Genomic DNA, 20,229 nt, shown 5'->3' on the forward strand with positions numbered 1-20,229 from the left:
CGCAGCGATTTTTCGTCCTTTTGGCCGAAACAGCAAAAGGACGCTTCTTATGATGAAAACACGCGCCGCCGTCGCCGTTGCCGCAGGTCAACCGCTTGAAGTGATGGACGTAAATCTCGAAGGCCCCAAGCGGGGTGAAGTCCTGATCGAAATCAAGGCCACCGGCCTGTGCCACACCGATGAATTCACCCGTTCGGGCGACGACCCCGAAGGGATTTTCCCGGCCATTCTGGGCCACGAGGGCGCAGGCGTCGTGCTTGAGGTCGGCGAGGGCGTCACCACGCTCGAGGTCGGCGATCACGTGATCCCGCTTTACACGCCCGAATGCCGCGAGTGTGAATATTGCCTATCGGGTAAAACCAACCTCTGCCAGGCGATCCGCGTGACCCAAGGCCAGGGGCTGCTGCCCGATGGCACCACGCGGTTCTCGATGATGGATGGCACGCCGATCCACCACTACATGGGCTGTTCGACCTTCGCCAATCACACGGTCATCCCTGAAATCGCGCTTGCTAAAGTCCGCAAGGACGCGCCGTTTGATAAAATCTGCTATATCGGCTGCGGTGTGACCACGGGCATCGGCGCGGTGATCAACACCGCCAAGGTAGAGATCGGCGCGCGCTGTGTGGTCTTTGGCTTGGGCGGCATCGGGCTGAACGTCATTCAAGGCCTGCGCATGGCGGGCGCCGACCAGATCGTCGGCGTCGATCTGAACGACGACAAGGAAGAGACAGGCCGCTACTTCGGCATGACCGACTTTGTGAACCCCACCAAGGTCGAGGGCGATATGGTCGCGCATCTGGTCGAGCTGACCAAAGGCGGCGCGGATTACACCTTTGATGCCACAGGCAATACCAAGGTCATGCGGCAGGCGCTTGAAGCCGCGCATAAGGGCTGGGGGGAGTCGATCATTATCGGTGTCGCACCGGCGGGGGCCGAAATCTCGACCCGTCCGTTCCAGCTGGTCACGGGCCGCGTCTGGAAAGGCACGGCATTCGGCGGGGCCAAGGGCCGCACCGATGTGCCCAAGATCGTGGATTGGTACATGAACGGCAAGATCGAGATCGACCCGATGATCACCCACAAGCTGACGCTGGACCAGATCAACGAAGGGTTCGAGCTGATGCACAAAGGTGAATCCATTCGCGCCGTCGTTGAATTCTAAGCGCGAATTCGTAAAACTTGCGACAAACGCCGTCCTCACGGGGGCGGCGTTTTATGTTTTCTGAAACCCCTCGTGACACGATGTTTTGACGTGAGGGCACGAGGGGATGCGGGATAGATTGGGTTTACCACCCCGATCCCGCTGGTATTTATAGAGTGAACGTCGGGAGACAAGGCATGAAACTTACAGTGAATGGCGTGACCCATGATGTGGACGTCGAGGAAGACATGCCCATGCTCTGGGTCTTGCGCGACGTTCTGGGGATCACCGGCCCGAAATACGGCTGCGGGATCGCGCAATGCGGGGCCTGCACCGTGCATATGGACGGGATCGCGGTCCGGTCGTGCCAGTTGGCCGCGGGCGATGTCGAGGGCGAGATTACCACCATCGAAGGGTTGGGCTCTCCGGCGGTGCGCCATGCGGTGCAGGAGGCCTGGATCGACCTGCAGGTCGCGCAATGCGGCTACTGCCAATCGGGGCAGATCATGCAGGCGGCCTCTTTTCTTGAGCTGAACCCCACCCCTACGGATGACCAGATTGACGCCGCGATGAGCGGGAACCTCTGTCGTTGCGGCACCTATCCCCGTATTCGCGAGGCGGTGAAATCCGCCGCGATCAAGCTGAAGGCGGTGTGATATGGGACGTGTGAAAACAATTGCCCGCCGCAGCTTCCTGATCGGCTCTGCCGCTGTCGCAGGCGGCGTCGTCTTTGGCACCTATCTTTACAAACGCGAGGGCGAGAACCCGCTGCTCGACGGGTTGAAACCCGGCGAAACCGCGATCACCCCCTACGTTAAAATCGACGCTCAAGGGATCACGCTGATCACGCCGCGCGCGGATGTGGGGCAGGGCGCGTGGTCGATGCAAGCGCATATGATCGCCGAAGAGCTCGACATTGACCCGCGCAGCGCCAAGCTGTCGCCCGGTCCGGCGGATGCGATTTACTACAACGGCGTTGTCGGGGCAGAGGCGCTGCCGATTGCGGCGACCTCTGACACGATGCTGGCACGCGGCGGGCGCGGTGCGGTCGATGTCATGGGCAAGCTGATGGGGCTGCATATCACCGGCGGCTCGTCCACCGTGCCTGATATGTATGATCGCCTGCGCATGGCCGGTGCCGTCGCACGCGAGACGCTGATCAAGGCCGCGATGAAGCAGACCGGCCTGCCGCGCGACCAACTGGGGACAGAGAACGGCTGCATCGTGCTGCCCGATGGGTTGAAGATCGAATACATCGACCTTGCCAGCATCGCCGCCGAGATCGAGCCGGTACAGGATGTCACCCTTCGTGATCCGTCGGAATGGCGCTATCTGACCAAGCCGCAGAAGCGGACCGACATCGTGGCGAAATCCACCGGTCGGCAGATCTACGGCATCGACATGCAGATGGACGGTATGGTGATCGCCACGACCCGCACCAATCCGGCGATTGGCGGCGGGCTGAACGGGTTTGACGCTGAGGCGGCACGCCAGATGCGCGGGGTCAGCGCGGTCTTGCCCATCACCGGCGGCATCGCTGTGGTGGCGGATAACACATGGCGCGCGTTTCAGGCGGCTCAGGCGGTTGAATGTGACTGGGGCCCGTCGCCCTATATCGGTGACAGCGCTGATCAGTTTGCCGCTGTGGCGGCCTCTTTCACCGACGATCACCGCGACAGCCGGTTCAAGGATGAAGGCGATGTAGAAGAGGCGTTGCAAGATGCCTCGGTGGTCGAGGCGGAATACCGCATCCCTTATCTGGCCCATGCGCCGATGGAACCGATGAGCGTCGTGGTCAAGCTGACCGAGGGGCGGCTGGATATCTGGACCGGCACGCAAATCCCCCGTTTCGTCAAGGCGAATATGGCGCGGCTGACAGGGTTGGACGGGGATGACATCCACGTGCATGTGCTGATGTCCGGTGGCAGCTTTGGCCGGCGCCTTGAGGATGATTATATCGCCCAAGCGGTCGAGATCGCGATGCAGATGCCTGACACGCCGATCAAGATGATCTGGCAGCGCGAGGAAGACTTCACTCATGATTTCCCCCGCCCGCTGGCCATTGCGCGCGGGCGCGGTGCTGTGGCGGATGCCGGTATCGCGGCGTTTGATCTGTCGATTGCGGCCCCCTCGGTCGCTGAATCCTCGCTCGCAAGGTTGAACCAGCCCGCCTTCGGTCCTGATGTGGCGATTGTCGCGGGGGCGTGGGACCAGCCGTTCCAGATCCCCAACTACCGCGTCACCGGCTACCGCACGCCAGCAATGGTGCCCATCAGCTCTTGGCGGTCGGTCGGGGCATCGGGCAACGGGTTCATGCACGAAAGCTTCATGGACGAGATGTGCCACGCAGCGGGTGCAGACCCGTTGCAAGAGCGGCTGCGCCTGTGCTGGCACGACGCATCGCGCAAGGTGCTGGAGGCGGTGGGCGAGATGTCGGAGTGGGGCAGCGATCTGGGGCCGAACCGGGGGCGGGGGCTGGCGTTTACGCTGGCCTTCGGCGTGCCCGTGGCCGAGGTGGTCGAGGTCACCAACACCCCAGACGGCATCCGTATCGACAAGGTGTTCGTCGCCGCCGATGTGGGTCGCGTGCTGGACCCCGTGAACTTTGAGGCGCAGCTGCAAGGCGGTGTGATCTTTGGCCTGGGCCACGCGATGAACTGCGAGCTGACCTACCGCGACGGCGTGGCAGAGCAGGATAACTACCACGCCTACGAAGGGATGCGCCTGCACCAGACGCCTTTGATCATGGTGCGCGGGCTTGAGAATGGCGACAAGATCAGGGGCATCGGTGAACCCGCCGTCCCCCCCGCAGCACCTGCTTTGGCCAATGCGATCTTTGCCGCGACGGGGCAGCGTATCCGCGAACTGCCGCTGTCCAAGTCGATTGATTTTGTATGATCTCCCTTCGCGGGGGCATCATCGGCGGGATCATTGCGCTGGTCTGCGCGGGCGGTGCTTTTGCGCAAGAAGCACTCGATCGCGCAGCGGCGCTGGCGGCGTGGGATGATATCCACGCGGTCGTTTCGCATCCGCGCTGTACCAATTGCCACGTGGGCCCTGCTGGCGTGCCGCTCTGGGAAGGGTTGGGCCACGAGGAGGCTGCCGACCAGAAACCCGTGCACGGCATGAACATCCTTGCCGACGAAAGCCGCATCGGGGCCGAGACGATGCCCTGCCGTACCTGTCACATCAGCGCCGCGTCGGAAAATACCCTCCCTCACGCGCCACCGATGATTGCGGACGCATGGCGGCTTCCCCCGATAGAGATGGCGTGGAAAGGCAAGACCAGCGCCGAGATATGCGCACAACTGCGTGACCCCGACAGCAACGGTGGCTTTACGCCCGAAGACCTGTCCGATCACCTGCGAACGTCGGCCTTTGTGGCATGGGGCTTTGATCCCGGCGCAGGGCGCGCGGCGGCCCCCGGTAGTATCCCAGAGATGCAGGAGGCGCTGGCGATCTGGGTGGCAGGCGGCACGCCCTGTGTGGGCGATCCGCACCCGTAGTCAGCCCTTGAACAAATCCGCATAGGTTTCGCGCAGCAGGTTCTTTTGCACCTTGCCCATCGTATTGCGGGGCAGGGCATCAACCACCACCAGCTTGCGCGGACATTTGAACCGCGCCAGCGATTGCGCGACGGTCTGCGACAGCGCCTCCAGGTCCAGATCACGGCTGCCATCGGCGACCAGCACACCAACCGGCGCCTCGCCCAGATCCCCATGAGCCACGCCGATCACGGCGCTTTCCAGCACGCCGGGTTGATCGTCCAGCACCTGTTCCACCTCTTTGGGATAGATGTTATAGCCGCCGGATATGATAAGATCCTTGCCGCGCCCGACGATCTGCACATAGCCGTCTTCGTCAATCAGCCCCAGATCACCGGTGATAAAGAACCCGTCCGCACGCAGTTCAGCGGCGGTTTTTTCGGGCATCTGCCAATAGCCTTGGAAAACATTCGGCCCGCGGACCTCGACGACGCCGATCTCTCCCTGTGGCAGGGTTTCGCCGGTATCGGGGTCGCAAATCTTGAGCTCGACCCCCGGCAGGGGCGTGCCGACAGTACCGCCGCGCCGCGACCCGTCATAGGGGTTCGAGGTGTTCATATTGGTTTCCGTCATCCCGTAGCGTTCCAGAATACGGTGGCCTGTGCGTTCCTCGAACTGCTTGTGCGTTTCGGCCAGCAAGGGGGCAGAACCCGAGATGAACAGACGCATATGCGCCGTCAACCCGGCGGTGAAGTCATCAGAGCCCAGCAAACGGGTGTAGAAGGTCGGCACGCCCATCAACGCGGTGGCCTGCGGCATGAAACGGATCAACTGATCGATATCGAGCTTGGGCAGGAACACCATCGCGCCACCGCTGAGCAGCATGATATTGGTCGCCACGAACAGCCCGTGTGTGTGGAAAATCGGCAGCGCATGGAGCAGCACATCGGCCTTGGTGAATTGCCAGACGTCAACCAGCGTTTCGGCGTTGCTCAGCAGGTTGCGCTGGCTCAGCATCGCGCCTTTTGATCGGCCTGTGGTGCCCGAGGTATAGAGGAAGGCGGCCAGATCCTCGGCCGCTCGGTCGACGGTATCGAATGTGTCGGGCAGGGTGGCCGCCAGATCGCGCAGCGTGCCGCGGCCGGTGTTGTCCATCGTCTCTACCGCAGCACCTGCGGCGGCAGCGACCGGCGTGAGTTCGGGAACATCGGCAGGATCGCAAACCAGCAGACGCGCGCCCGAGTTGCCGACGAAATAATCCACCTCGGACGCGGTGTAGCCGGGGTTGAGCGGCAAGAACACCAGCCCTGCCTGCACGCAAGCGGCATAAAGCGCCAGCGCATCCGGCGATTTGCCGACCTGCACCGCGACACGGTCGCCCACTGTCAGCCCCTTGTCCGAAAACGCATTGGCATAGCGCGCGGCAGAGCGGATGAATTGGTCATGGGTGATGGTGCGCCCGTCCGGCAGGATCAGGAACGGCGTGTTTTGCCCGATGTGGCGACCGAATAAAGCGTCGTAAAGCGGGTTGGGCATCGTCGTCTCCTTCTGACCTTTGGTAGCGCGGAATTTGCGCCATCGGCAGGGCTAGGTAAAGGGCGGCAAATGGCGCATTTCGATCTTTGCTGCATTTCGCGCGTGCAGACGGCCTTGACGACCCGCAGCGTATGACTTACCCCTCCTCCCGTAGCGCGGGCGTTGTGTAATGGTAAGACCTCTGCCTTCCACGCAGAAGACGCGGGTTCGATTCCCGCCGCCCGCTCCACTCCTTTCCCGACATCCTTTTGATTTTGGCTATTTGCGCTGGATCAATGCGCTTTTGTCGCAAGCGCCTTAGGGGTGCAGCCCTTGACCCCGCGCGATGTGCGGGCGATGACACGGCAGCACTCCAAAGGATATCTCATGGCACGTACCCCGACGCCCGGCCCCGGCACAGAAGAACGCGAAAAATCGCGTGAGTTGGGGGCCCTGCGCGCGCTGCTGCCGTTTCTTGCGCCCTATCGCGGGCTGATGATCGCGGCCATTCTGGCGCTGGTGCTCACGGCGATGATCTCTTTGACGCTGCCGCTGGCCGTGCGCCGCGTGATCGATAACTTCGGCACCGGCGAGGCCGAATTGCTGGACCAGTACTTCGTTGCCGCCCTGATCATCGCGGCCCTTCTGGCTGTGGGCACGGGGCTGCGCTATGCGCTGGTGACGCGCTTTGGCGAACGGGTCGTTGCCGATATCCGCAAGGCGGTGTTCGATCGCGTGATCTCGATGAGCCCGGCGTTCTACGAGAACCTGATGACCGGCGAGGTGCTGAGCCGGATCACCACGGACACTACGCTGATCCTGTCGGTGATCGGGTCGTCCGTGTCCATCGCGCTGCGCAATATGCTGATCGTGACCGGTGGGCTGGTGCTGATGCTGTTCACCTCGGCCAAGCTGACGGCGATGGTGTTGTTGATCGTACCGGCGGTGATTGTGCCGATCCTTGTTCTGGGGCGGCGCTTGCGGGTGCTGAGCCGTGAAAATCAGGACTGGATCGCGGCGAGCTCGGGCAATGCGTCCGAGAGTTTGGGCGCGGTGCAGACCGTGCAGGCCTTTACCAATGAAGCCGCCAGCCAATCGCAATTCGCACAGATGACCGAAGCGTCCTATGACGCGGCGCAGCGTCGGATCAAGACCCGCGCGCTGATGACGATTATTGTGATCTTTCTGGTATTTGCCGGCGTCGTGGGCGTTTTGTGGATGGGCGCGCGGGATGTGCGTGCCGACCAGATGACCCCCGGTGCCTTGGTGCAATTCGTGATCTATGCCGTGATGGTGGCAGGCGGGGTCGCGGCGCTGTCCGAGATCTGGGGTGAACTTCAACGCGCCGCCGGGGCCACCGAACGTCTGGTAGAGCTGTTGCGGACCGAAGACACCGTGCAAGACCCCGCTGCGGCCATCGCCTTGCCCAGCCCTGTCGCCGGTCGGATTGCCTTTGAGGACGTGCATTTCAGATACCCCGCACGACCTGATGTGCAGGCACTGGACGGGGTCAACCTGTCGATCAACCCCGGTGAAACGGTCGCGTTCGTCGGGCCCTCGGGTGCAGGCAAGACCACGATCATCCAGTTGATTCTGCGGTTCTATGACCCTGCCTCCGGGCGGATCACCCTTGACGGGGTCGATCTGCGCGATGTCTCGCGTGCGGCCTTCCGCCGTTCGGTGGCCTTGGTGCCGCAAGATCCGGTGATCTTCGCTGCCTCTGCCCGCGAGAATATCCGCTTTGGCCGCCCCGACGCCACAGACGCCGAGATTGACGCCGCGGCCGAGGCCGCCGCCGCCCACGGGTTCATCAGCGCATTGCCCGACGGCTACGACAGCTATCTGGGCGAACGCGGGGTGATGCTGTCGGGCGGGCAAAAGCAGCGTATCGCCATCGCCCGCGCCATCCTGCGCGACGCGCCGGTGCTGCTGCTGGACGAAGCCACAAGCGCCTTGGATGCCGAAAGCGAACGCGCCGTGCAGGCCGCCGTGGATCGGTTGAGCGCGGACCGCACCACCCTGATCGTCGCGCACCGTCTGGCGACGGTGAAAAAGGCCGACCGCATTGTCGTGCTGGAAGCAGGGCGGATCGTCGATATGGGCACCCATGACGAGCTGGTCACCAAAGGGGGGCTCTATGCGCGCTTGGCGCGGCTGCAATTCACCGATGGGCGCGGGGACGTATAAAAAACCTTGTGAATTTCACGGTTAAATGGAAACAATCACACCCGAATGGATCCAGAAGGAGAACAACATGGGTTTGTGGAGTTTCGTAAAAGACGCCGGCAAAAAAGTATTTGGCGGCGGTGATGATACCGAAGTCACCGGAGCCGCGCTTCAGGATGAATTGAAAGACCTCGGGCTTGATGCCGAAGGGCTCGATATTTCTGTCGAAGGCGACAAGGTCAAGGTCTCGGGCAAGGCGGCGAGCCAAGAGATGAAAGAAAAGGTCATTCTGGCCGTCGGGAACGTCGAAGGCGTTGCCGCGGTTGAAGAAGACATGGACGGCGGCGAGGGGGACGGCACCTTCCACACCGTTGAAAAGGGCGACACGCTTTGGGCTATCGCGGCCAAGACCCTTGGCAATGGCGCGCGCTATGAAGAAATCTTTGAAGCGAATAAACCCATGCTGACCCACCCCGATAAAATCTATCCCGGTCAGATGCTGCGTATTCCTGCCAAGTAATCGCACCACACATAGGGGGTGTGCCACGCGCTTTTACCCCATAAAAGAGAGCGGCAGGCGGCGTCTGCCGCTCTTTTTCGAGCCTTCCGTTGGGTCAGTGGGCTTGAACGCAGCGTTTGAGCGCCTGCAAATGCTTGCGAAAGCTGGAATTAGCAATCATCTTTGACAACAGGGAATAACGGGATGCGGGCAAACCGCACCACTAAGGGAGGAAAATAATGTCATTTGCCGGTGTAGAAGACCGTAACGCAATCGAAGCAGAAATGCCGTGGGCTGACCGCGACGTGCCCAAAACACTTTGGAGCATGTTGAGCGAAACCGCCGGGAAGTTTCCAAGCCACGACGCAATCAGCTACCAGATTTTCTCTGGGCCGAAAGATCACGCGGAAACCCTAAGCTGGTCGCAGCTGCGGGGGCAGGTGGGTCGTGCGGCCAATCTGTTCCGGTCGCTGGGTGTGGGGCCGACCGATGTGGTCGCCTATGTCCTGCCAAACTGTAACGAGACGGTCATCACGCTTCTGGGCGGTGCCGTCGCAGGGATCGCGAACCCCATCAACCCGCTGCTCGAGGCAGAGCAGATCGGATCGATCCTGCGTGAAACCAATGCCAAGGTCGTTGTGACCCTGCGGCCTTTCCCCAAGACGGATGTGGCCGAGAAAACCGCCGAGGCGGTCAAGCTGGCACCGAATGTCACGACCGTGCTCGAAGTGGACCTGTGCCGCTATCTGACCGCGCCAAAGTCGTGGATCGTGCCGCTGATCCGTCCAAAGTTGAAGGTCACCAATCAGGCGACCTACAAGAACTTCAATTCCGAAATTGCCAAGCAATCGGCCGAGCTGACATTCGACGATCCGCAAGAGGATCGCGTCGCCTTCTACTTCCACACCGGCGGGACAACGGGCATGCCGAAAGTGGCGCAGCACAAGTATTCCGGCATGGTCTATAACGGCTGGCTTGGGCACACGCTGCTGTACACGGAAAACGACAACATCATGTGTCCGCTGCCGTTGTTCCACGTTTTCGCCTGCCATGTGATCCTTATGGCCGCGGTGAAATCCGGTGCGCATGTGGTCTTCCCGACGCCTCAGGGCTATCGCGGGGACGGGGTGTTCGACAATTTCTGGAAACTGGTCGAGCGCTGGAAAATCACTTTCATCATCACTGTCCCTACGGCGATTTCGGCCAAGATGCAGCGCCCGATCAACGCTGATATCTCGACCGTGAAAACCGCCTTCTCCGGCTCGGCACCCTTGCCGCTGGAACTGTTCCGGCGCTTTGAAAAGGCCACCGGCATCACGCTGATCGAAGGCTACGGCCTGACAGAGGCGACCTGCCTTGTGTCGTCGAACCCGACGGACGGCGTGCGCAAAGTGGGCAGTATCGGCATCACCTTCCCCTATACGGATGTGAAGATCGTCAAAAGCACCAGCGACGGTCTGGTCGAGGCAGAGGTCGACGAGATCGGCGAGATCTGTATCTCGAACCCCGGCGTCTATGCGGGCAACACCTATACCGAAGCCGATAAGAACAAGGATCTCTACTATCAGGGCACGCACCTGCGGACAGGGGATCTGGGCCGTATTGACAGCGACAAATACCTCTGGATCACGGGCCGCGCCAAAGACCTGATCATCCGTGGCGGTCACAACATCGACCCCGCCGAGATCGAAGAGGCGCTTCTGGGTCACGAGGCCGTCGCCTTTGCCGGTGCCATCGGTCAGCCGGATGCCCACGCGGGCGAGGTGCCTTGCGCCTTTGTCGAACTGGTCGCAGGTGCGTCGATCACCGAAGCCGAACTGCTGGAGTTCTGCAAAGAGCACGTGCAGGAACGCGCGGCGCAGCCCAAGCATATGACTATCATGAGCGAACTGCCCAAAACCGCCGTCGGCAAGATCTTTAAGCCCGACCTGCGCAAAAACGCGATCACGCGCGTCTATGACGAGACGTTGGAAGCCGCCGGTCTGCCCGCGCGTGTTGCCTCTGTCACCGATGACAAGAAACGCGGTCTGGTGGCGCAAATCGCCATGAACGGCGCAAGCGAGGCCGATGTCGGCGCATCGCTGGACGTCTTTACCTTCGGTTGGGAGGCCGCGTGATCCAACCCGACTACCGCGTTCTACTGGATGAGGAAATCTGGGCCTATATGGACCGCTCGGACAGTTTCTATCCACCGGACGCGGTGTCACTCACCATCGACCAGCAGCGCGCTGTCTATAACCGGATGTGCGCTGCTTTTCACCAACCCCACCCTGATGGGGTCCGCACATGGGACGTGGCCTTCGGCGGCGTCCCATGTCGCGTTTACGAGGCCGACACATCCGCGATCACGGTCGTCTACTATCACGGCGGCGGGTTTGTTGTTGGCGGACTCGACAGTCATGATGATGTCTGCGCCGAAATTTGCGCCGCGACCGGCTACCGTGTGATCTCTGTCGACTACGTGCTCGCGCCCGAGGCCGTCTTTCCCGCTTGCTTCAACGACGCATGGGCCGCGTTTCAGGCGATTGCAGCCGCATATGACGGCAGGGTTGTATTGGCGGGGGACAGTGCGGGCGGCAATCTTGCTGCCGCCGTCGCCCATACCGCGCGAGGATCTCATGACGGGCGCATAGCGGGTCAGGTTCTGATCTATCCCGGACTGGGCGGAGATCGCAGCAGGGGCAGCTATATCACCCACGCCAACGCGCCGCAGCTGACGGTTGCGGATATGGAGTTTTACCAGCAGGTGCGATCCGGTGGGGCACCGCCTGTGGACGATCCACGCTACGCCCCGCTGCACGATACCGATTTTACCGACCTGCCGCCTACGGTGATCCTCACGGTCGCCTGTGACCCGCTGTCGAGCGACGGGGAAGCCTATGCCGCCGCGATCAACGGGGCAGGCGGGCAGGCCCATTGGCACGAGGCCGCGGGCCTTGTCCACGGCTGTCTGCGCGCGCGGGTGATGTCACGCAAGGCGGCGGCATTCTTTGATCAGGTGACAGCGGCGATCAGCGCTGTCGGAGCAGGGCAGTGGCCTGCGATCAGCACGGCCTAAGAAAAGGCATTATTTCAGGAAAGACTGCGCCTTCATCGTATCAGCAACAGGCGCACCCAGACGGCCAAGGATCGTCGGCGCGAGCTGCAGCTGGTCGATCACCGTATCTTCGGACGGCCCTTCGGCATCGCCAAAGTAATACAGCGCGGTTTCCTGCTGTAAGGCACTGCGTCCGCCGTGATGGCCGCGTTCGTCCTGCCCGTGATCCGCTGTGACGATCACCTCATACCCCAGGGCGCGCCATTTCGGGATGAAGGGGGCCAGCATCTCGTCCATGACGGCGCAGGCGTGGTCCATTTCTTGACAGTCGTGGAAAAAGCGATGCCCCATGCTGTCCAGCGTGCAGGTGTGCAGCATCCCGTAGTTCAGCCCGAACCGCAGCGCCAGATTGGTGAGGGAGCCAAACAGATCCACATCCGACGGGGTCATCTGGTTTACCAGCCCGTAGCCGGTCATCGTGTGAAACCGGCCGTGGTTGATCGTGTCGCTCTCGGGCTCGTCGTATTCCACATCGCGCACATAGTCGAAGGGGTGGCGGTTGAAGAATTGCGACCAGAAAGAATGGGCCACGGCCCCTGTCACACCGCCTGCAGCACGGGTCTGGGCGAAGACGTCCTTGTGCTTTAGCCGGAACACATTGCCGTTGCCGGTGCAGCCATGTTCAGCCGGTGCCACACCCGTGTGGATCGAGGCATAGCAGGAGGCAGAGATTGACGGGAGCACCGCACGCTGGGTCCAGACCCGCGCCTCGCCACTATCGACCCAGCCTTCCAGATTGCCGAACAGCCGACGGAAATTGCGGTAGGGCACACCGTCGAGGATGATCAAAAGCAGCTTGTTCTTCATGTCGATACCTCTTCGGCGGGCCACGGCGCTTGTATTTTTCCGATACAAACGTCCTCGTTGCCCACAGGCCTAATTGCCAGCACTTTCCATTTTGCGATGTGCGATGGTTTCTTCCAGCCAGCCGATCTTCATCTCGGGGACAGAGCTCAGCAGCAGGTCGGTATAATCGTCAAAGGGCGGTGACAGCACCTGACTTTTGGTGCCATACCGCACCACTTCGCCCTGATACATCACAGCGATACTGTCTGCGATGGCTTTTACCGTCGCGAGGTCATGGGTGATGAACAGATAGGCGACATCCTCGATCTTTTGCAGGTTCAACAGCAGCTTGAGGATGCCATCTGCCACCAGCGGGTCCAGCGCGCTTGTCACCTCGTCGCAGATGATCAGCTTGGGCTTGGCGGCCAGCGCACGGGCGATGCAGACACGTTGTTTCTGCCCGCCCGACAGCTCTGCCGGATAGCGGTCCTGAAACCCGTCGCCCAATTCGATCTCGTCCAGCAGTTCCTGAATACGCTTCTGCTTTGCCTTGCCTTTCAGCCCGAAATAAAACTCGAGCGGGCGGCCGATGATGGTGCCCACGGTCTGGCGCGGGTTCATCGCAGTATCGGCCATCTGGTAGATCATCTGCATCTCGCGCAGGTCTTCGATGGGGCGTTGCGCCAGGGCGGGGGCAAGCTCGCGCCCGTCAAAGGTGATCGTCCCGTCGCTTGGGGGCAGCAGGCCGGTGATCACGCGGGCCAGCGTGGATTTGCCCGAGCCGGATTCCCCCACGACAGCCAATGTCTGGCCCGGATGAATATCGACGTTGATCTTCTTGAGCACGTCAAAATCCGTGCCGGCATAGCGGGCGGTGACGTTTTCGACCCGTAGAACAGGGGTATCGGTCGGTGTCTTTTCCTCGTGGCGGATCGACCGGACTGAAACCAGCGCTTTGGTGTAGTCTTCCTTGGGCGCGTTGATGATCTGATCAACGGTGCCGTATTCGACCATATCCCCTTGTTGCAGCACCATAATATGATCGCTGACCTGTGCCACAACCGCGAGGTCATGGGTGATATAGAGCGCGGCAACGCCGGTGGCGGCGATGGCTTCTTTGATGGCGGCCAGCACGTCGATCTGCGTGGTCACATCCAGTGCGGTGGTGGGTTCGTCAAAGACCACCAGATCGGGCTGCGGACACAGTGCCAGCGCGGTCATGCAGCGTTGCAACTGCCCGCCAGACACCTGGTGCGGGTAGCGGTTGCCGATGGTTTCTGGGTCCGGCAGACCAAGCTTGCGGAACAGATCAACCGCGCGTTCCTCGGCCTCGGCCTTGGTAAACTTGTTCTGATAGATCGCGGCTTCGGTCACCTGATCCATGATCTTTTTCGCGGGGTTGAAAGACGCCGCCGCGGATTGCGAGACATAGGTCACCTCGGCCCCGCGCAGGCGGCGCACGGCGCGCAGACGCTCCTTGAGGATGTCGCGCCCGTTGACCCAGACCTCGCCGCCGGTGATCTCTACCCCGCCGCGGCCATAGGCCATAGCGGCCAGCCCGATGGTGGATTTGCCCGCGCCGGATTCCCCGATCAGCCCCAGCACCTTGCCGGGTTGCAGATCAAAGTCGACGCCGTGCACGATCTTGATATCAATCGGCTTTTCGCCGGGCGGATAGGCGGTCGCGCCGATTTTCAGGCCGCGTACCTTGAGAAGTGGCTCGGTCATCCGCGGCCCCCTTTCAGCGATGTGGTGCGGTTCAAAATCCAGTCCGCAACAAGGTTGATAGAGATGCAAAGCGTGGCGATGGCATAGGCCGGGTAGAGCGCCGCCTGAATACCATAGTTGATGCCTTCCTTGTTCTCTTTCACGATGCCGCCCCAGTCGGCTTGAGGGGGCTGGACGCCCAGACCCAGAAACGACAGCGTCGACACAAAGAGCACCGCAAAGATAAACCGTAGGCCCATCTCGGCAATCAGCGGCGACAGCGCGTTCGGCAGGGTTTCACGGAAAATGATCCAGCCGATCTTCTCGCCGCGCAGGCGGGCGGCCTCGACATAGTCCATCACGGTGATGTCCACGGCCACAGCGCGCGCCAGACGGTAGACACGGGTGCTGTCCAGCAGACCCATCAGGATAATCAGGATCGGCACGGTGGTCGGCATCACCGACAGCACGACCAGCGCAAAGATCAGCGACGGGATCGACATGATCAGATCGACAAAGCGCGAAATGGCTTGGTCGACCCAACCGCCCGAGACGGCTGCGAAGAAGCCCAGAATGGACCCCAGCGTAAAGCTGAGGATGGTGGCTGCAGTGGCGATAAAGATCGTGGTGCGCCCACCATAGATCATACGCGACAGCAGATCGCGCCCGATGCTGTCGGTGCCCAGCAGGAACTCCGACGATGAAGGCTCCCACACGTCGCCGACGATTTCAGCCATGCCATAGGGGGCGAGCCAAGGGGCAAAGACGGCCATGATGAAATAGACGCTGGTAAAGAACAGGCCGATCATGGCGGAGATAGGAATGTTTGTCATGGGTTCGCTCCCAAACAAATGAATGGGTCAACGTCAGGTGGCGATACGGGCATGCGGCAGGGGTTCGCGTTTGTGCGAAGCTGAACTGCGGCCCCGTGCGTCGCGCATTGCCTCGGGGGGAGATGCGCGGCGCTCATTTGGGGTGCCTCAGGCGCGGGTTGGCAAGGATCGACACGATGTCGGCCACAAGGTTCAACCCGATATAAACGGCCGCAAAGATCAGACCGCAGGCTTGCACCACGGGCACGTCGCGTTTGCTGACGTGATCGACCAGATATTGCCCCATGCCGGGATAGGCAAAGACGACCTCTACCACCACGACGCCGACGACCAGATAGGCGAGGTTCAGCATCACCACATTGACGATCGGGGCGATGGCGTTGGGGAAGGCGTGCTTGCGGATAATCTTCAGCATGCCCAAGCCCTTAAGCTCGGCTGTTTCGATATAGGCCGATTGCATCACATTCAGGATCGCGGCGCGGGTCATGCGCATCATATGCGCCAATACGACCAGCGTCAGCACCATCACCGGAATGGCAATCGCGTTCAGCTTGGCCCCGAGGCTCATGCTATCGTTGATGATCGCCACCGACGGAAACAGCCGCCATTTGATCGCCACCCAATAGATCAGCACATAGCCGATCATGAATTCCGGGATAGAGATCGTGGTCAGCGTGACGGCCGAAATCAGCTTGTCGGGCCAGCGGTCTTTGTAGCGCACAGCCAGCAGACCCAGAAAGATCGCCAGCGGCACAGAGATTGCAGCAGCCCAGAAGGCAAGGAAAAGCGTGTTCTTCAGACGCCCGCCAAGGCTTTCTGCGATGTCGCGGCCATTGGTCAGCGCGGTGCCCAAGTCTCCTTGAAGCACGCCGCCCAGCCAGGCGAAATAGCGGGTCATGGCGGGATCGTTCATGCCAAGCTCTCGGCGCAGGTTCGCAAGCGCTTCGGGCGTGGCGGATTGACCTAGGATGGATTGTGCCACGTCGCCGGGCAAAATCGAGGTGCCTACGAAGATCAGGATCGACGCGGCAAAGAGGAGAAGAAGGCCCAACGCTAAGCGTTGGGCGATCAGTTTGACGATGGGATGCATAAGCTGGGTTTACCTTATGCGTCTTTGACCCAGCATTTGATCCCGGCTTTGTTGTTGGACAGTTCCGCGTTGGGATCTTCGACCCAGCCGCCGACATTGTTGGCGACACCATCCACAAAGTCGTTGAACATCGGCAGGATCAACCCGCCTTCGTCGCGGATCATCTGACCCATCTTGGAGTAGGTCTCTTTGCGCTTGGCCTCGTCCAGTTCGGCGCGGGCCGACAGCAGCATCTCGTCGAACTCGGGGCGTTTCCAGCGGGTGTCGTTCCAGTCCGCGGTCGACAGATAGGCGGTCGAATACATCTGGTCCTGTACCGGACGGCCACCCCAGTAAGAGGCGCAGAACGGCTGTTTGTTCCAGACCTCGGACCAGTAGCCATCGTTCGGCTCGCGTTTGATCTCAAGCGGGATACCGGCGGCTTTGGCGGATTCCTGGAATAGCGATGCCGCATCGACCGCACCGGGGAAGGCACCGTCTGCAACGCGCAGGATGATCGGGCTGCCATCGTGACCGGAGGCGGCGTAATGCTCTTTCGCCTTCTCGATGGAATGTTCACGCTGCGGGATCGATTCATCGAACAGCGGATAAGAGGCGTTGATCGGCATGTCGTTCCCGATGGTGCCGTAGCCGCGCAAGATCTTGTCGACCATTTCCTCGCGGTTGATCGCATATTTCAGCGCCAGACGCAGGTCGTTGTTGTCGAACGGTGCGGTGTCGACATGGGCGATAAACACATAGTGCCCCCGACCGGCAACGGATTTCACCGTCAGGTTGGGCGCGCGGTCCAGCAGGGCGGCAACCTTGGGATCAACGCGGTTGATCATGTTGACCTGACCCGACTGCAGCGCCGCGGTCCGTGCGGTGGCATCGTTCAGCACCAGCACTTCGTTATAATCGGTGTGGCCGCGGTTGTCGGCGTCCCAGTAGTTTTCGTTGCGCTTGAAGCCGTGGCGCACGCCGGGCTCGTCGACTTCCAGCGTGTAAGGGCCGGTGCCGATGCCCGCGCCGGGGTTGTCCATGCCGCCATCGGGCTGAATCATCAGGTGGTAGTCGGCCAGCAGATAGGGAAGGTCAGCGTTGCCGACGCCCAGTTCAACGATGAAGTTGTCGCCATCGACCTTCATGTTCTCGATGCCGCGCATGATGCCCAAGGCACCGGATTGGCTGTTTTCATCCGAATGGCGCTGCATGGTTTTCAGCACGTCTTCGGGTGTCATTTCCTTGCCGTTGTGGAACTGGATGCCCTTGCGGATCTTGAACGCCCAGGTTTTCGCGTCGGCCGAGGCCTCGTAGCTTTCGGCCATGCGGTTTTCGATTTCCCCGTTGGGATCGACCTCTACAAGGCTTTCGTACAGGTGGCGCAGGTTGTTCAGCGGCACTTCGGAAGCGGTCAGCGCGGGATCGAGCGTGTTGGTGGATTCACCGCCCGACGACCCGATTTTCAGTGTGCCACCGCGAATCGGTGCTTCGTGGGCTGCAGCCTGCGCGTGGTTCGCCAGCATCGAGTTGGCGACGGCGGCTGTCACGCCCAAAGCAGCGGCACGCCCGACGAATTCGCGGCGTGTCATAGTGCCCTTGGCCACTTGGCCGGTCATATGTTTCAGTTGATCATCCATGATGAGAACTCCCTGTTTTAGGTGATACTTCCGCGCATTGGTGCGCAGGTTTTTTTATTGACTGGTGGCACAACGTTAAGCATTTCAGCCCGTGTCGCAAGTGGTAATACCGGCGGCCATGTGACGAGTTTGTTACATAAAGTGTCGCTTAATGTCTTCCGTCACGTCGCGTTCATAGATCAATTTGTCGTTTTCGTACGCTTCAAGACGGGCCGTCAGATGAAAATGGGTCGCGTCCGACCACATCTGCGACCGGGTTTCTGTGCGCAGGATGATGTCGTCCCGCTCCAGCTCTTCGGTCCAGTGACAGGTGCCTTTTGCGGACAGCGGATCGTCGGGGTGAATGCGCCACACCTCCCGGGCGACGGAGCCCGCGATCAGCCCGTGATCGGCATCGCGGAGCTTGCCGAAGTCATCCTCGATGATCAGAGAGACGATGCCCGTGACGCGGTCGATCTCTTGGCGGCGGATGTGGTTTTCGGGGCGCAGGGTCTCTGTCTCCCACGGGGGGGCAGAGGTGGGCGGGGCAAAGCTGTATTCGTCCCCGCCGCTGGTCGGGCGCTGCGGCAGGTCGATCTGGCCTGACGACAGCGTGACCTCTGCCGCTTCGGGCGCAGGCCAGAGCAGGGGCCAATAGGCGGTAGAGATCGACACCCGCAGCCGGTGCCCCTTGGGGATGCGATAGGCGATGTGGTCAAGGTCCAGCGTGATGTCGGTCATCGCACCGGGCGCCATCGCCTGCGGATGTTCGGCGCTGTCGCGATGGGACAGGTTCAGCACGCCATAGGTGATCCGCGCCGAGGCCCCATCAGGGTGGATATGGTTCAACCGCACCGCGATCTGGCCCTGTGGTTTGTCGCAGGCCAGACGCAGGCGCAGACGCGGCGCGCCAAGGATATCCATCTGCTGCGCCAGGGGCCCGCTGTCAAAACAGACCGATAGCGCATCGTCTTGCCTTTGGTCGCCGGGCATTTCGGGGCCAAGCCAGATCGCACAATATTCCCCGCCATCCGCCCCGCAATGCGCGGGGGAGGCGACGCTGCGGTCCAGCGGGGCAGCGGTGTCTTGCAGGCCCTCATCCGTTAGATGCAACGTTTTGACGGGCAGATGCGATGTCGCGCCTGTGGGTTCGGTGATCCAGCGGCCGGGGCGTTCATGGGTCCAGGTGGCGGGGCGCATGCCGTCCATCAGATACGCGCGATAATCGGGGTCGTCCTCGACGCCCGTGTCGATCCCCTTGAGCCACCGATCCCACCAGCGCAGCGCCTCTTGCAGAAAGCCGATACGGGGTTCGGGGATGGCGAAATGCGGGTATTTATGCACCCAAGGCCCAACGATCCCCTTCGCACCGGGCAACGCCTCGACCAGCTGAGGGACCGCGTTCTTGTAGGAATCGCCCCAGCCGCCAATCGCCAGCACTTTGGCCTTGAGCGCGCTATACTCCTCGATCACCGACCCCTGCTTCCAATAGGCGTCGCGTGATTGGTGGCGCAGCCAAAGCGCGGGGAGAAACGGTTCTGCCTCCAGCCGCTCCAGCCACATTTCGCGCCAGTCAGGGCGCAGGGCAGGGTCGGGCGCGCGGCTGGAATAGGCCCACATCGTCGCCCCCCAGCCAAGGTTCTCGTTCAACAGGCACCCGCCCTTATAGTGGATGTCATCGGCAAAGCGGTCGACGGTGGAACATAGCGTAATCACCGCCTTAAGCGGCTCTGGCGCATGGGCTGCGACCTGCAGCCCGTTAAAGCCGCCCCAGCTGATGCCCATCATGCCCACCGTCCCGCTGCACCACGGTTGCGCGGCAAGCCAGTTGATCACCTCTATGCAGTCGGCCTGTTCCTGAGGGGTGTATTCATCCTCCATTACGCCATAGCTGTCGCCATTCCCGCGCATATCGACCCGCACGCAGGCATATCCGCGTTCGGCAAACCAAGGATGGGTCAGCGCATCCCGTGCGGTGGTGCCGTCACGTTTGCGGTAGGGGAGGTATTCCAGAATCACGGGCACGGGGGCGGTATCGGAGTTTTCAGGCCGCCAGACTCGTGCGGAAAGCCGGCATCCATCCGAGAGGGTGATGCCCATGTCGGGGTCTTCAATCAGTGATAGCGGGGTGTTCTGGGCGGTATCCATGCCGCGAAGGTCAGGGGGGAGCCCGGTATTGTCAACCGTTTGCACGGGCTTGCGGTGTGGCACCCATGGGGATTTTTCCTGAGTGAAATGAGGTGGTTAATTATCTGGCAACGTTAACTATTATTAACGATTTCCCGCGGTGGTAGAAACTGTGGCCGTGT

15 protein-coding genes and 1 tRNA gene are annotated in these 20,229 nt (G+C 61.3%); 9 read left to right on the forward strand and 7 right to left on the reverse strand.

The window, feature by feature from the left end; translation table 11 throughout:
* Positions 1-52: 52 nt before the first annotated feature.
* From EE36_RS10980 to EE36_RS10995, 4 genes are all read left to right on the forward strand, one after another.
* Positions 53-1,165: an S-(hydroxymethyl)glutathione dehydrogenase/class III alcohol dehydrogenase gene (locus tag EE36_RS10980; protein ID WP_005852224.1), complete on the forward strand. Its 1,113-nt coding sequence runs from the start codon at positions 53-55 to the stop codon at positions 1,163-1,165.
* 176 nt (positions 1,166-1,341) lie between these two features.
* Positions 1,342-1,800 (forward strand): (2Fe-2S)-binding protein, encoded by a 459-nt coding sequence (locus tag EE36_RS10985; RefSeq protein ID WP_005852225.1) that lies wholly within the window; start codon positions 1,342-1,344, stop codon positions 1,798-1,800.
* A 1-nt stretch (position 1,801) separates the two neighbouring features.
* A complete protein-coding gene (locus EE36_RS10990; RefSeq protein ID WP_005852227.1) occupies positions 1,802-4,042 on the forward strand; it encodes a xanthine dehydrogenase family protein molybdopterin-binding subunit in 2,241 nt (746 codons plus the stop codon).
* The gene (locus EE36_RS10995) at positions 4,039-4,650 is read left to right on the forward strand and encodes a hypothetical protein (protein ID WP_005852229.1); all 612 of its coding nucleotides are present in this window, start codon (positions 4,039-4,041) and stop codon (positions 4,648-4,650) included. The genes EE36_RS10990 and EE36_RS10995 overlap by 4 nt, the downstream gene beginning before the upstream one ends.
* Here the strand turns inward: EE36_RS10995 and EE36_RS11000 are convergent, their stop codons facing one another.
* Positions 4,651-6,165 carry a malonyl-CoA synthase gene (locus EE36_RS11000; RefSeq protein ID WP_005852231.1) on the reverse strand — a complete coding sequence of 505 codons (1,515 nt, stop codon included), beginning with the start codon at positions 6,163-6,165 and terminating at the stop codon, positions 4,651-4,653.
* A 155-nt stretch (positions 6,166-6,320) separates the two neighbouring features.
* Here EE36_RS11000 and EE36_RS11005 point away from each other — a divergent pair.
* The 5 genes from EE36_RS11005 to EE36_RS11025 all read left to right on the forward strand — a co-directional run bounded on the left by EE36_RS11005 (position 6,321) and on the right by EE36_RS11025 (position 11,867).
* Positions 6,321-6,394, forward strand: a tRNA-Gly gene (locus EE36_RS11005).
* Between the two features lie 137 nt (positions 6,395-6,531).
* On the forward strand, positions 6,532-8,331 hold the full coding sequence (locus tag EE36_RS11010; RefSeq protein WP_005852232.1) for an ABC transporter transmembrane domain-containing protein: 1,800 nt from the start codon (positions 6,532-6,534) through the stop codon (positions 8,329-8,331).
* 67 nt (positions 8,332-8,398) lie between these two features.
* A complete protein-coding gene (gene lysM / locus EE36_RS11015) occupies positions 8,399-8,830 on the forward strand; it encodes a peptidoglycan-binding protein LysM (RefSeq protein WP_037943733.1) in 432 nt (143 codons plus the stop codon).
* A 218-nt stretch (positions 8,831-9,048) separates the two neighbouring features.
* Positions 9,049-10,926, forward strand: coding sequence for an acyl-CoA synthetase (locus EE36_RS11020; RefSeq protein ID WP_005852236.1), 1,878 nt, complete (start codon positions 9,049-9,051; stop codon positions 10,924-10,926).
* A complete protein-coding gene (locus EE36_RS11025) occupies positions 10,923-11,867 on the forward strand; it encodes an alpha/beta hydrolase (RefSeq protein ID WP_039911797.1) in 945 nt (314 codons plus the stop codon). The genes EE36_RS11020 and EE36_RS11025 overlap by 4 nt, the downstream gene beginning before the upstream one ends.
* A gap of 9 nt (positions 11,868-11,876) precedes the next feature.
* Here EE36_RS11025 and EE36_RS11030 read toward each other — a convergent pair whose 3' ends face one another.
* The 6 genes from EE36_RS11030 to EE36_RS11055 form a co-directional block, all read right to left on the reverse strand.
* Positions 11,877-12,713 carry an alkaline phosphatase family protein gene (locus tag EE36_RS11030; protein ID WP_005852240.1) on the reverse strand — a complete coding sequence of 279 codons (837 nt, stop codon included), beginning with the start codon at positions 12,711-12,713 and terminating at the stop codon, positions 11,877-11,879.
* Positions 12,714-12,782: 69 nt separating this feature from the next.
* A complete protein-coding gene (locus EE36_RS11035; protein ID WP_005852242.1) occupies positions 12,783-14,420 on the reverse strand; it encodes an ABC transporter ATP-binding protein in 1,638 nt (545 codons plus the stop codon).
* Positions 14,417-15,232 carry an ABC transporter permease gene (locus EE36_RS11040; protein WP_005852244.1) on the reverse strand — a complete coding sequence of 272 codons (816 nt, stop codon included), beginning with the start codon at positions 15,230-15,232 and terminating at the stop codon, positions 14,417-14,419. The genes EE36_RS11035 and EE36_RS11040 overlap by 4 nt, the downstream gene beginning before the upstream one ends.
* Before the next feature lie 133 nt (positions 15,233-15,365).
* Positions 15,366-16,322 (reverse strand): ABC transporter permease, encoded by a 957-nt coding sequence (locus tag EE36_RS11045; protein ID WP_005852247.1) that lies wholly within the window; start codon positions 16,320-16,322, stop codon positions 15,366-15,368.
* 14 nt (positions 16,323-16,336) lie between these two features.
* A complete protein-coding gene (locus EE36_RS11050; RefSeq protein ID WP_005852249.1) occupies positions 16,337-17,941 on the reverse strand; it encodes an ABC transporter substrate-binding protein in 1,605 nt (534 codons plus the stop codon).
* Between the two features lie 132 nt (positions 17,942-18,073).
* Positions 18,074-20,068, reverse strand: coding sequence for a CocE/NonD family hydrolase (locus EE36_RS11055; protein WP_005852251.1), 1,995 nt, complete (start codon positions 20,066-20,068; stop codon positions 18,074-18,076).
* Positions 20,069-20,229: the final 161 nt, after the last annotated feature.

The sequence above is a fragment of the Sulfitobacter sp. EE-36 genome (assembly GCF_000152605.1).
Taxonomy (GTDB): Bacteria; Pseudomonadota; Alphaproteobacteria; order Rhodobacterales; family Rhodobacteraceae; genus Sulfitobacter; species Sulfitobacter pontiacus.